Origin of the sequence: Trichocoleus sp. DQ-A1 (assembly GCF_039961955.1) — a bacterium.
In the GTDB taxonomy this organism is placed as follows: domain Bacteria; phylum Cyanobacteriota; class Cyanobacteriia; order Cyanobacteriales; family FACHB-T130; genus FACHB-T130.
Map to the genome: position 1 here is coordinate 226,191 of NZ_JAMPKE010000004.1, position 13,445 is coordinate 239,635.

Here is a 13,445-nt window from a genome sequence, read left to right on the forward strand (position 1 = left end):
TAATTCAGTCAGTCAGGACGGGGGGGTAATTCAGAGGGCGAGAGCGAACCAGGTTCGCTGGGGGTTGGTACGGTAGCAGGATTGGCAGGAGTACCCGCAGCAGGAGTACCCGCGGCAGGAGAACCAGCGGCAGGGGCACCCGTGCCAGAAGTCTCTGGGGTACCAGGGGCAGAGGTTGTGGCGGGTGCCCCCGCTGCTCCGGGAGGGGGCGCTGGGGGCAGCGGCGGTGGGACAATTGGAGCCGGGGCTAAGGTAGGTGGAGCGGGGACTAAGGTAGGTAGAGCCGGGGCTAAGGCAGCAGGTGGCGGTGGGGGTGGCGGTTCAAAAGTTTCAATGGTAACCGCTCTGCTAATTTGTTCGCCAGCTCCATTGGTGACTTGCAGCGTAATCGTTTCACTACCCGGTTTCTGACTGAGAGTGTAGGGGATACTGCCCTGAACGGGAACCGTACCGGGTGCCGGAAGCAGCTCAACTTTAATATTGCTGCCGCCTTCTACTTTCCAAGATATTTTAATAATTTCACCAGGTTTTACCTGATTGACTGGAACAATATATTTGGGTAAAGCTTCTTGATTGTTGATTTTAAAATTAACAATTCTCGAAGGTTGGGCTGTAATTTTAATCGCATCCGTCTTCTTGGAATCTGATGGTTCCTGCTGTCCTGTATTGGGAACGACCATCATTTCAAAGATGTAGTCTCCTGGTTTGCGGGCATCTGTAGGCACATTTTTACAGATTAGCGCTGCTTCGGCAGTACAGTATTTTGCCAAACCCTTTGCAACACCTTTGGTGAAGTCAAACCGCTTCAATACACTATTTACCGTACCGTCAGGCGAGCGCCCGATCAACTGCAACTCTTTGATCTGCTCTGGATTCACGACTCTCCAATTGAGGTGAATTTTATTGGCATTGGTGGGCTTACCAGGGACTTCTGCATAAATCGGTCTTGTAGAGGAAAACTCGATAATTTTTGGGGGAGGCTCCGGTTCAATTTTGATCGGACTGGTCTTCAGAGTATCTGATGCGACATCTTTTCCTTTTTTGGAGAAGACTTTCAGTTCAAAAACATAGTCACCGGCTTTGCGGGCATCTGTCCGCACATTTTTGCAGATTAAAACCTGACGAATCGCGCAAAATGACTTGAGTTGCTCTGGAACACCCTGGCGGAAATCGTAAGAAATGGGTTCAACGGTAGCTGTACCGTCAGGCGATTGCCCGGTGAGCAAGAGCGACTGAATCTGATTTGGGTGGCGAATTTGCCAACTCAGACGAATTAAGTCATCTTCAGATGCTTGATAGAGAGCATCTGAAGAGCTGAATTGAAGAATTTTTGGCGACGGCTTTGGCTTAAAAAATATCAACCAAATCAGGAAAGCGATCGCTACCAGAATTCCTAAAGAAAGCAGTAGTACCAACAGGAACTGCCACCAAGGACGGGGTTCCCAATACAACGTCCCTTGTGGGGCATCATTAATTAAGGGCAACTGCTGCGTATCTTCAACTTCAACGCCGAAGCCGATCAACCTCCCTCCCCCATACAGAGGGCGACGCCACCACTTGAGCGGTTTTACCTGAACTTCGGCGATGGCTAAGGAAAAAGGCGCTATCCGTATCAAGGAAGGCGAGACCGTGTAAGAACACACATCCTCCTCATCCAAACTTTTGGCTCGCAGGATAACCTCGCGCGAGGTGTTGCCCCCATTGTTTAATCTGAGTTCGTACAATCCAGATAGGCGTCTCACCTTACCGACCAGGGTGCGGAATTCTACGGTCAGAAGGTAAGTCGGGAGAATTTCTAGGTAAATGACATCCAGCAATACCAAGTCTGGATTGTTAACAGAATATAAGCGAACGGTAGGATAGTAAGTTCCTGCCAGCGCGTCCATTGGCGGGTTTAACACCAGCAGAATTTGCCCAGTATCTCCGGGGTTGAGGTCTAATCCTGTCGTCGTTGTCACCAGTCCCGGCGACTCTAGCCCTTCCGGATAACGCACGCTAAACCATTTCTCGTCCAAATCCGGGCACATCAGCCGAAACCGATCGACTCTGGCAGAGCGGTTGTGTACGTTCACCACAACTTGCAACAGCGAACCGGGTTGGAGACGAGCCGGAACCGCAGAACTGGTGATTGGCTGAAGACTAAAGGTAGGATCGCTAACCCGAATGGCAGTCTCAATCGGCGGTAAAACCTGAAGTCGCGCTTGATGGCGGATCGGGGTATCTTCCGGGTAGTGCTGCGGCGCATCGACGACCAACAGGTAGGGGTAGGTGCCCGGTTTCGTCTCGACTGGCACCTGAAACTGAAAGATGACCTCGCTGGTAGAGTTGGAACCTAACGCCAGTCGCTGATGGGGAGAAGTACACCACTGACGGAGCGGTTGGGATACTTCATCGATAAAAATATCAATTAAGGCGCTTTGATTGCCCTTGTTGCTGACCGTGATGCAGAGATCGAAGGTCGCTCCGGCGACGAGGGCGTAGTCTCCGGAAGGATTGAGGATCACCGCGAGGGGATTACCGGGAGCCAGCGCTTGGTGGATGGTTTTAGGCAACTGCTGAGCGCCTCGTTTGGCAGCAAGACGCATCCGATAGCGTAATTCGCCTGCTACTTCCGTCTCCTGTACAAAGCCTTGAGCAACCAGATCGTCCAACAGCGCGATCGCTACGTCTTCCCCTGAGCCTGTACGATCTGCCACCTCAGCCAGACTAACTTCAGATTTTTTACGCATCATCCATTGCACGATCTGTCGCTGGGACTCAGGCAGCGTCAGGACATCGACCATGGTGAGACCACCGGCTTTTTCATCCTGTCTCTCTAAGGAACCAGCATCGAACGGTTGTCTCGTTGTCATTGTTTCCCTCCCCAGAAATAAGGACTGAGGAGACGCGATAAATCGGCGTCTCTACACGGCTGAAAACTCAGTGAGGCTTCTCGCTCAGTTCTCCGTTTTTTCACCTCAGTTTTGTTGGTCGCACTGTAGTTGGGGTAGCCGATCCGCACGTTTTAACCTCACTTCAGTATCGTCACTACCACTCAGCACGAAGATAGAGTTTCCGACCGTCTTGATATCTACACTATTAATATGCCAAGACTGACCAAACGAGCCATCGATTTTTCTGCCTTTTAACTGAGAATCCCGCTTACCTTCAGCAGTCAGAGGCCAAAGCATCACTCGTCCGTCATCCCCTCCACTCACCAAGTAGCAACCATTTGCGCTCAAGGCTACCGAGCGAACTGACTTGCCGCCATGACCATCCGACCATTCATCCAAAACTTCACAAGATCCCTGCTCGGCAAGACATTTTTGCATATTCCATAAGGTAATGTACCCCTGGTTATCAGCAGTGACTAAAAGATTCGGCTTGTATTCAGCACTATCCAAGCTGACGATGTAATCTTCCTGACCTCCTTGCCGGGGATAGGATACGCGCCCCCACTTGTCTTTTGCCAAATTCCAGACGACAAATTGGTTGAAGCGTCCTGCGATCGCTAGGTTTTTATCCGCTTTTCCCACCAATGCCAGAGCATTCACGACAAAATCAAATTTCTTCCCTCGCAGCGGTTGATTGGTAGCGTTAGGATTGTCGAGGTCGCGTTCCACATCCCACACTGCAACTAAACCACTCCCGTGACCGCTTAATAGATAACGCGAGTCTTTGGTGAATTCTAGAGCTAAAACCCGATCGTCCTTTTGGAACGAGAAAGAATCTATCGGTTGCTTTCTTTCTCCCGATACATTCCATAGCTGGATCTCTCCATTCTCCAAGCCTGCGGCAACCACATCATTGTCTACTGGTTTATAGCGGATGACCCGCACAGCTTTACCCGCCTTTCCCACAACTCCCATTTGTTGATTAAGCAAGGGATTCAGAAAGCCTGAAGTGCGCCATCTAATTGCGGTTTGGTCATTCGAGCCAGTAATGAGTTGCTCTCCGAGTCCATTAAATTGCACCGACGTGACAGAAGCTTTGTGTCCCCAAAATGGGTTGTAAGGGTTTAGCCACGACAGCGCCCAGAGCAAGAAAAGCAGCAAGATTAATCCAGTTAACTGCATCCAGATAGGGAGAACTGGCCGGACAAGCAGTTTCAAGATTTGGGTGTCATTTCGGACATCTAAGCGCTCATCCGACACAATCGCCTTAACTTCCAAAAGAAATCTTTGAACTGAACCCAACCACCGGCGTTTCCTCGTACAGACTAGCTGTAATTGAGTCGTCTCACCTGGCTTCAGGTCTGCCACTTCAGGAATGACCTGCAAATGGAATCTCCGCCGATCTTCCGCATTGACTTCGCAACTTACTTGCTGAGTTAAATTGCTGGCATTCTCAAAATTGAGTTTGTAAGTTGCGAAGTTAGACTTCCATCTCGGCAGCCAATTTCGCGATGGAGGGATTTGCTGTAAGGCTGGGATGCAACTGAAATCTATAAATCCCGCAGCAACAACCTTAATGGCTCCTGCATTCTTTGATGGAGGACCATTGTGCTGAGTACATTCAACGGAAAAAGGGTATACCTGGCTGGGAGCAAGGGTGGCAATGGGTATTTGGCATAAGAAACTTGTTTCTACCTTGCTACCGGGTGCAACTTGCAGCCGTCGTTCGGCACTCTCGGCTAGCCAAGTCGGCTCTATGCCCGCAAAATGTAGCACGACGTTGGTGGACAGTTGGCTGGGATTGTATACCCAGACTGGTATTTCGATCAAATCTGTCGGATGAACAACAAATTCTCGGACTGGCAGCTCAACCTGCATGGGGATAGAGCCAGTTCCCTGCTCAATGGATATCCTCAGAAGTTGTCTTTCTTCTTCCCGCAGTTCCATTGAGAAGATGCGGACGGTGATATTCATTTTGCCGACAAACCCAGGAACGGGCGTGTCAGTAATCGCTACATAAAACTTTGTACTATCTCCAGGGGGTGTTTTGGCGCTAATTCCTGGAGATAGTTTATACCAGGAATTAGCTAAACTAGAGTCAGCACCAGCGGCTAGTAGTTCTACTTGAAAAGTTGCAAATTGATTGCTTTCATTTGTAACTGTTACTTCAAAGGCAGCGGGTATCCCTCCCGGTTTGTATCGAAGTAGCTGGGTGGATAATTTAGCGTAGATTAAACTTTTATTTACCATCGAAAATATACCTTTTTAGCGATAGCAGTCTTATTTGATTGAGGAGAGCTACCTTTTTTATGAACCGAGAAGACACAAATAGCGCTAAGGAAGAAGGAAAGAAGAGAGAATTTTATGAGTTCATTAGAATTATTTAGTATTTAGATATCTAAATAACTGTTAGCCGTTGCTAGCAAAAAATAAGAACACCGGAAAGATGTCTAGTTTGTGTTTGGAGTAGAGAATCTTTTAAAATTGTAGTTTGTCAAAAATCGCTTGTTTGACAGATGGTTTAGCAACGGTTGATACAGGATTGTCTGCCCTTAATAATTGGGTGAGTTGCCGCTTGCGCCATGCGAAATGCAGAAGGTTTATTCCTAATTCTTGGGCGGTACGAATCGTTTCTCGCGGTAATAAAAGCTTGTCATCTAATCCCCATGCTGCTGAGAGATTGCCAACGACTAAGATAATTCCTCCTCCATAGCCGAGTTGAATGGGCTGTTGATTTAAACTAGGTAAGGCTGCAAACAAGAAAGGCTGTGTCCGCAAGGGATGATTTCGGCTCAAGCGTTTGATATCCTCTAAAGGAGTTCCGAGTTGTTGAGCGATCGCCATGATGCTCTCAATCAGCTCTATGGCATCGGTGGCAGCATCGACTAGCAGAACACCCCCTGTCTCTAAATAATTTTTCAGGGCTTCAAATTCTCGATCGTTCAGATAGAGTGCCTGACGACCCGTGAAGTAAAGTAGGTCATAGCCTAAAGCGGCAAGCGGCAAAGACTTTTCGGCACCCAAAAAGGGAACTTGTCCAATCAGATCCGCTCCCTGTAAGCTTGGGTAAAGTGCAGGAACCGAATTGAGTAAGTACGAAAGATTGGAAAAACTGCGCCCATCGGCAGGTTGCTGCTGCGTGACTTGGGCAACACGGACAACTGCTTGAGGACGCGATCGCGCGATCGCTCGATAACGTAAATCTAAGCTATTAACTGCCGGAAAAAATACATCGCTGGGATTCTGTAGTTCCTCTGACTCGGATTGCAGAAAAATTCGGCACAATTCCACTTCCATTTCACTCGGTGGAGTGGTCTTTTCATCAAGCCGGAAGGTTTCCTTTTCAAATTCACGAGACTCTTTCCGGCGCAATTTCTCCGGATCTACATAACTAATCGCTAGATAAACCATCTGAGGGTTCTCTGTCAGCGTCTCACCCGACACCCGAAATTCAATCGGTTCGGAAACAACAATCGGGTTTCCCGCTAAATCAATTGCAATTCCCGGCTGAATTTGTACCCAACGCCCATCCCGGAATTGCGGCGCGACATCCGCTGGTGCTGCAATCAAGCGCACGCCTAAACCGCAAACAATTCCTGGCTGGTTAAGAGACTGATAATGGATATTCTGTCTCTGTCGGTGGTACTCATGCGCCCGACGCCAACGGTCGGCATTCATCAACAGACCATCAGTAACCTGGAGACGTTCTAAAGGATTCGTTGGTGGGGGTGGAAACATAATGATTAATGGCTAATTAATGATTGCTAATTATTAATGACTCATGGCTTTTTTACTCACATTACCCAATACCGATTACCTCTGTGATATCAAGATCGTAAGTGCAGAAAGCCGGTTTTTCTTGGTCGATGATGTGCCGCACCAATCCTTCATCGACTTGACCAGGTCGCTCAGGTCGCAGGTGCACAATGAAGTGATAAGGACGCCCGCCGCCCAACATGGAGTCTTCGCCAAGGCGGGTTTCTCCTAACAGGAAACCTTGACCAAAGATTTCTTCAATACTAATGTGCTTATCAGCCTCTTCAGGGAGATGCTCGTCGAGCGGCAAGTCTGTATAAAGATGTAGATAGAGCCGCAACCCCCGTCGCGTTCCTCGCCAGCGATAAAGTTCCACTGCCTGACGAATCAGATATCGCTGCCGATTTAGACTCCATCGGGGGTCCATCGGCCATGCTACCCAGTGGGCAAGAAAGGGGAGCATCGTCGTCGGCGCAGTCAAGGGATCTAAGTAAGCCCACAGGAGATCCATTGACTGGACTGTGGGTTCAAAAGTCTCCTCAAAAATCTTCAAAAAGCGACCAATAAAGTCTACTTCCCGATAGAGGCTGGGCAAAAAATCTAGGTAAAGACTACGGGGACGTATATAAAGGTTGAAAGCTGCGGATTCGATCAGTTGCCGACCGGGTGTGGCAATCCCTCCAGTTCCTCCTAGCTCTGTGTAGTACACATAAAGGCGGCTATGATAATCGACGACTAAGGTTTTACCCGACTCTAAAGACTGGTTATTCTCAAAGAAGTTGGCTGGAATTTGGAAATATAACACCGCATCCATCTGCTGACCTGGAGCAATTTCATGACCCTCCATCCCAATGCGATACCACTGGCTTGGGAAGTTGCCCTCAAGTTGCAGGTTCACCTGTAGAATTCGGGTTCCCAGGTTTTTTAGCTGCACCACCATTTCACTGGGTTCGCCTGGATACACAAGCAATTGATTGCTCGTCATGCCCTCGGTACTTACACTGCCACTGAGTGCCAGCGCATTGGCCGTGCTACTCGCCCCCACCGGCTGAACTGCCTCGGCAAGCTGCATGGGGGTGAGTGTCAGGTGTAAGATTTTACCGTGCGACGTGCTTTGAGTCATAGTCAGTGGTAAGTGCTGAAAATCAGGAGTAAGGGATGAGGAGTGAGTGAGGAATCAGAAAGTGAAAAGCCAGAAGTCAGCAGTCAAAAAGCTAGAGGAACTGATACTACTTTCTCATTCTCTTCACACTTGCACTGAGTCCGTGCTTCGCACCGCTTCGCTAACAGTCTTCATCCCTTCCTCCTTTATTGAATGAGGTTGACGACATGACCGGAACGCAAGCGAGTGTTCAGCCAGGAACAGACTAGCCCTAAAGGGCCGGGATCGATGACCGGATTTTGAGGCAGTGTCCGAACCCAGGTTTGTTCCTGCTGACGCAACTCAAACAGCTGCACCACACCTAAATAGCGAACGCCTGGAATTTGCTGGAATAAGGTAACAATGTCTGAAGGATAAACGGGGCGTCCGAAGGGCCAACCTTTCCCGTCCATGCCGCCAGTGAGCGGGTTGAGGAAACGGTACAGCGCTACCCGTAATTTCAGCAGAATTTCTTCTTGGGCACGGGGGTTATTGTACTCTGGCTCCAGTGCCACTTCAGTTTGAACAGACACTCCGACATATTCAGGTGCTTGCAGACGCACTTGCACTCCCAGCAGTCGTCGCTCGTTCAGGTAAGCATGGATTTGCTCGCTCAGTTGAGGGCTGAGGGAAAATAGGTCTGGGTGAATGCCTTCGCCTCGCGCGATCGCATCCGTATTCGCCTGGGGCACCAGCATCAGTCGGACGGTTCCGGCTTCGCTACTATCGGTAGGAGTCAGACAACGGGCACGAGCCACGCCACCGCCAGCTGCCTGTAGTGCCAGTACCTCGAAATCTTCGGGCGTGACGGCGCGATCGCGGGTGCGGAGCATTGCTGGCACTCGGACGACGGCATCTTCCAAAGATTCGGCGTCGGCACCGTTGCGGGCGGGGGTATGGTTAATGACTCTGGCAACGTAGGGAACGGCTGACTTGGGGATAGTAATGGTTCCCCGTTGAACATTGCCTTTTCGACCTCCTCCCGTGCGGTAAGCGACCATGCGAATCGCGGAGCCTTTGGGCGGCACTGCACCATATTGACGCTCTAGCGATCGCACTTCTTCGGGACGGGAACTGGCATTCAACAGGCGATCGCTCACAAGGTGCTGCATCTGCGTTCTCGCGCGCAACTGAGTCTGCTGCTGGAGTTGGGCGGGTTCTCGAATCAGGGGGCCAAACTGAACCATCCCAGTCCGCGAGTCAATCGTGTAGTGAAGATCCTGAGGGCCAGAATCAGCAAAGTCATTAACTTCTGTCCATATTTGAGGCAAGGCTCCAGGCGGACTTACCAAAATGTATTCATCTTCCCGCCGTGTCAAGACAGGAACGCCTTGCAATTGGAAAGTTTGACCAGGCGTACCCTCGCTTTCTCCCAAAAGTTCATTTCTAATCTGTTCGCATTGAGAAGCAAGGACGGTGCCACCAATCGCCCTCGCCGACAAACTCACAATCCGCGGAGAACTACTGTAACCTGGTTGCGTAGGGTCGATGTGACTATAAACGCAGCGCAGCCAGCGACCCTGGTAGGTGAGGAAGTGGCTCACAGGCCAGCGTTGGGGCAGATGTAGCACGACGTCCCCACTTTGGAGGGGATTGCTTCCAGTCCGAGCGAATTCGCTGAAACTAAATCCTTTCGTGCCATCATCAGCTTCCTGCAACAAAACCGGCTGCCAGTACGCGCCATTCCAAGCTTCCCAGCGGCGAGGAGGCGCGTCGGGATTAATCCCAGTAGATGTCGCAACTTCTCCTTTAAACTTGACTGCCAAAACATTCCCTTCGCATTCGTCCTCCGGGTCGAATACCAGATAAAAGCAATTTCCCGGCTGGGGTTGCTCATCAAAAAAGGCTAATTCTCTGCCCATCCACTCACCGTCAGGGCGCAGAGTCCAAAGGTTCGTGAAGCGATCGCGCAACATTTGGGGAGTATCTTCAACCGTCTGAGCGGTTAGAAAATGTCGGATACTCGGTTTGCCAATCACCAGCGGCTGGTTGGTACTGAAGACAATCGCTTGCTCAGTTTCTGTCCTGACGGTCGCAATTTCCACTCCAGATGGAATCGTATACGGTTCGGGCAAAGCAGCACTTAGATAAAAAGTCAGGTCTGTCTGAGCGGGAACCGGAGCTTGCAAGCGAACCCCTAGCAACTCTAAAAAAGCAACGTAGTTACGACGGGGAACTTGGTTAAACCGCAGCAACATTTGATCGGTCAGCCACGCAAATAGCTCAATCAGCGTGATGCCAGGATCGCTAGGGTTATAATTCGTCCACTCCGGACAATAGCGAGGAATCCGTAGAATGCACTCATCTACTAAATCTTTGAATGTCCGATCATCTAAATCAGACTTCGGTAACTTGGGTAAAAAATCAAAGTCCATTATTAATAAACAATCGGTAACTAGGAATTGGTAATTAGTAATTGGGCAAAAGTTATAGAAATGCGATAAATGAGTCGGAATTTTGAATTAAAGAATTCTCATATTACTCAAAACCCTCATGAACCATCACTCCTCTTTGCCGTTCAGATAGAAAGGATAGACCAAGCTCCGAGCATCATAAGTGCCCTTAGGATGGTATTCCACAATAATATCCACTCGACCTCGGATGGGATCGGGGTCAGTCCGCACCAAATCGATGACAATGCGCGGCTCCCACATTTCTAGAGCTTCTTGGACGTGCAAGCGCAACAGGAGAAGGGTTTGAGTATTCATGGGGGCAAAGACCATCTCCGATAAGCGCGACCCAAAATTGGGCCGATACACCCTTTCTCCGATTTCAGTCCGCAGGATAATCCGAATAGATTCTTCAATATTCCGTTCTGCCGAACTGAGTTGAAGCCCTCCCTGTACGTTCACCCGTAGTGGGAAAGACCATCCCGTACCCAAGTGGCTGCGCTGCTTATCCGATCCTTCTGGCATAAAAGTGACTCTGTGCCTAGTATCGCAGCTACTTTACTAAAGCTGAAAGTCCCCGACTATTCGCCAAAAGTCGAGTTATCCCAAGCTGGCTGTAGCCCTAGGTTCTAGGGGCGGTGCCCTTCCACCTCAAAGCGGGTTGTAGCCGAAGGCAACAGTCGCCAAGCGCAGCCAGTCACCAGCACATACAACATTGCTTAAATAACCTGAATCAGTTTGACACTGCGGGAGCTACCCCGTGTTTAGTGGCTAACTAATCGTTGACTCTCTACCCAGTATCCTGTTTTTGATGGAAATGGAGGTTTTACAAAACCGGGATACTCCTTGTGTGCGAGGCATACTCCAAGAATTAGTAATGTAATAAGTCGCGCTTGGACAGCACCCCAGCGCAAGTGGTTGGAGCGAATTGGTCAGCAGTTGAAGACAGAGGTTATTGTGGAGCGGGATGCTTTCGCTTGCGGAGCGTTTAAGGCTTAGGGTGGAAACTTTAGCGACTGAACAAGACTTTTGAGGGGTGCTTAGAAGAGATTCTGCTGAAAATTAACATTATTCTTTAGGAAAGTTAAAGCTAAATCTGTGGGTTTCTTACAGATATGATTTAGGCCTCGAATTTAAGATTCTTTTATTGTTATGACAGAGCAAATAAGGGAAAAATTTATCTATAAGGGAGAGACCTACTATTTAGCTAGCTTAGAGCCTTTGTTAAAATATCTGGTTGATAAAATTAATGCTACAGCAGAAGAATCTGTGGATTTCGATAAAATAGAAGATAAAATATTTGATTTGTTGAATGAGGAATCAGTTCCCTCAAACGTAATACAAGAAGGAGTTTTAATTAGACCGCACGACTATGGAATTAAAGAGATTCTATTTTCTACAGCTTGCCGGAGAGGATTTCATTCAACCTATGAAATTCTTAATGAAGAATTGTTTTTGAAGGAAATGACTGTCGGTGGTGTTACTGGTGGTCATAAACCTATAGAAGGAGTTATGCCAACCTACGATAACTGTAGTGGTTTTTGTTATCGGAATCTTAAAGTTTTTACCCGTTTTACTGGGAGAATCACCTTAGGTAAAGACTTCATTGATGGAATCTTCTTAAAACCTCTTTTGGGGATGACATTTTATCAAGGCAAATTAGTTGCGATTCAAGACTTTTCATTAGACATTTCCATTAGTCTTGCTGTTATCTTTGGCGGGTTAGGAGCTGTTAAGAGACGCTTGGCTAGTGCAGTGTCAGCGCAAAGAATTCTTGCATTAAGCGGTGCCCTCTATTATGGCGAGTCAGGCTTAGATTTGGTGATTCCTGCTTTGCTGGATGAATCGGCACAGGTAATGTGGGCTGCGTACTCGCTACTGCGGACAAGGACAGAAACGAAAGTCAAAATTGCCTTGCAAGAATTCAATCCTTATCAATTTTTTGAATGTCTTTGTACCTTTGAGGGGCATTCTGACTGTGTTAGTTCGGTAGCGATCGCGCCGGATGGTGAAACCATTGTTAGTGGCAGTGGCGATATGAATATCAAAGTGTGGAATATTCTGACAGGCAAGTGCCGGGACACTTTCGAGAGGCATTTAGGCTGGGTTGATTCCGTAGCAATCGCGCCAGATGGTAAGACTTTTGTCAGTGCTAGTAGGGACAACAACTTCTGTGGTAGAGGGGGCTTAAAGAGTATCAACGTATGGGATATTCTGACGGGCAAGTGTCAGCGCAGCCTACAGATACTAGGAATATTCCCAGATGGTAAAACTTTGATTCATGGTCGGCAGTATAAAACCATCGAAGCGTTGGATATAGAGACGAGGGAGTGCCTCCGCATGGTAAATAAGTTTTTATGGGATGTTTATTTCGTAGCAATAGCCCCGAACGATCAAACGATTGTTAGTAGCAATGATGACAACATCCTCAAAGTGTGGGATATCGAAGCAGGTAAGTGGAAGGGTTCGCTACAGGGGCATTCACGCCGAGTTTATTCCTTAGCAATAGCCCTGGATGGAAGGACGATTGTTAGTGGCAGTAAGGACAATACTATTAAAGTGTGGGATCTCGTGACGTGCGAGTGTAAGGGCACGCTAGAGGGGCATTCAGACTATGTTCTTTGCGTAGCAATAGCGACGGATGGTAAAACTATTGTCAGTGGCAGTAAGGACAACACCATCAAAGTGTGGGATCTTGAGACGTGCGAGTGCAGAGGTACGCTAGAGGGGCATTCAAACGCAGTGAGTTCCGTAGCAATAACCCTAGATGGAAGGACGATTGTTAGTGGCAGTTACGACAACACCATCAAAGTCTGGGGAATTCGATAAGGGAAGTTTGAAGTATTCCCTGGCGAGGATGATTTGGGCAATTCAGGGATGCGTTCGTCGGGATTTGCCGACACACCTTAAAGAATAAGCGATCGCTAACCCAAACTAGAAATAACGAATTCTACCTCTTATAGTTGCTCATTAAGGAGCAACTAATACAGTGACTCCTGTGGCAATCACAGGTAAAGAAATGGGAACTGGAGGCACAGTAGGAGTTGCTCCCACTGCCATTGTGCCCATATGCGCCACTGGACGCCCGCAAGCCAGAACGGTTACAGAACAAGGCATCGCGAGAGCGCCAGCAATTGACGGACCCGTGACAGCATCTCCCAGACAAGCGATAGGTCGCCCCATAACTAAAACGGTTGGTGCCCCCGGTCCGATAATGGGGCTACCACTAGCGACATCGCCCAATACGGCTACTGGTAACATAAAACCTTCCTTAATCGTTAATCG

At 48.7% G+C, this 13,445-nt stretch carries 9 protein-coding genes; 2 read left to right on the forward strand and 7 right to left on the reverse strand.

What is annotated here, in order from left to right; all coding sequences use genetic code 11:
* Nucleotides 1–8: 8 nt before the first annotated feature.
* From NDI33_RS06670 to NDI33_RS06695, 6 genes are all read right to left on the reverse strand, one after another.
* On the reverse strand, nt 9–2,852 hold the full coding sequence (locus NDI33_RS06670) for a hypothetical protein (protein ID WP_190677814.1): 2,844 nt from the start codon (nt 2,850–2,852) through the stop codon (nt 9–11).
* A gap of 105 nt (nt 2,853–2,957) precedes the next feature.
* The gene (locus NDI33_RS06675; RefSeq protein WP_190677816.1) at nt 2,958–5,123 is read right to left on the reverse strand and encodes a hypothetical protein; all 2,166 of its coding nucleotides are present in this window, start codon (nt 5,121–5,123) and stop codon (nt 2,958–2,960) included.
* A gap of 228 nt (nt 5,124–5,351) precedes the next feature.
* A complete protein-coding gene (locus tag NDI33_RS06680; protein WP_190677818.1) occupies nt 5,352–6,611 on the reverse strand; it encodes a DUF4159 domain-containing protein in 1,260 nt (419 codons plus the stop codon).
* Between the two features lie 61 nt (nt 6,612–6,672).
* The gene (locus tag NDI33_RS06685) at nt 6,673–7,752 is read right to left on the reverse strand and encodes a phage tail protein (RefSeq protein WP_190677820.1); all 1,080 of its coding nucleotides are present in this window, start codon (nt 7,750–7,752) and stop codon (nt 6,673–6,675) included.
* Nucleotides 7,753–7,937: 185 nt separating this feature from the next.
* Nucleotides 7,938–10,145, reverse strand: a complete 2,208-nt coding sequence (locus NDI33_RS06690) for a putative baseplate assembly protein (RefSeq protein ID WP_190677822.1) — start codon at nt 10,143–10,145, stop codon at nt 7,938–7,940.
* Nucleotides 10,146–10,271: 126 nt separating this feature from the next.
* Entirely contained in the window at nt 10,272–10,685 is a 414-nt protein-coding gene (locus tag NDI33_RS06695; RefSeq protein WP_190412625.1) for a GPW/gp25 family protein, read from the reverse strand.
* A gap of 393 nt (nt 10,686–11,078) precedes the next feature.
* Between NDI33_RS06695 and NDI33_RS06700 the strand changes: the two genes are divergently transcribed.
* Together NDI33_RS06700 and NDI33_RS06705 are read left to right on the forward strand one after the other, a co-directional pair.
* Entirely contained in the window at nt 11,079–11,159 is an 81-nt protein-coding gene (locus tag NDI33_RS06700; RefSeq protein ID WP_347275938.1) for a hypothetical protein, read from the forward strand.
* 153 nt (nt 11,160–11,312) lie between these two features.
* A complete protein-coding gene (locus NDI33_RS06705) occupies nt 11,313–12,989 on the forward strand; it encodes a WD40 repeat domain-containing protein (RefSeq protein WP_190677824.1) in 1,677 nt (558 codons plus the stop codon).
* A gap of 141 nt (nt 12,990–13,130) precedes the next feature.
* Here NDI33_RS06705 and NDI33_RS06710 read toward each other — a convergent pair whose 3' ends face one another.
* The gene (locus NDI33_RS06710; protein WP_190412623.1) at nt 13,131–13,421 is read right to left on the reverse strand and encodes a PAAR domain-containing protein; all 291 of its coding nucleotides are present in this window, start codon (nt 13,419–13,421) and stop codon (nt 13,131–13,133) included.
* Nucleotides 13,422–13,445: the final 24 nt, after the last annotated feature.